The following is a 277-nucleotide window of genomic DNA, read 5'->3' on the forward strand; positions in this document are numbered from 1 at the left end:
CGACGTCGAGCGGCACCCAGTAGTCGTGCCAACGCCAGGCATCGAATTCCGGATGGTCGGTGGCGCGAAGGTTGAGATCCCAATCGTGGCCGACAAGTTGCAGCAGATACCAGATCTGCTTCTGGCCTTTGTAGTGGCCTCGTGCGTCACGGCGGATGAACCGATCCGGCACCTCGTAGCGCAACCAGTCACGGGTACGGGCGATGATCCGCACATGCTCCGGATGGAGCCCCACTTCTTCGTGCAGTTCCCGGAACATGGCTTGCTCGGGACTTTC

General features: G+C 61.0%; 1 protein-coding gene. It reads right to left on the bottom strand.

The genetic code is table 11. The features are described from left to right. A partial coding sequence (locus CVH10_RS20045; RefSeq protein WP_369335905.1) for an NUDIX domain-containing protein occupies positions 1–259 on the bottom strand: 259 nt, incomplete at its 3' end. Between the last annotated feature and the right edge of the window lie 18 nt (positions 260–277).

The organism is Halomonas sp. ND22Bw (assembly GCF_003011945.1).
In the GTDB taxonomy this organism is placed as follows: Bacteria; Pseudomonadota; Gammaproteobacteria; order Pseudomonadales; family Halomonadaceae; genus Halomonas; species Halomonas halophila.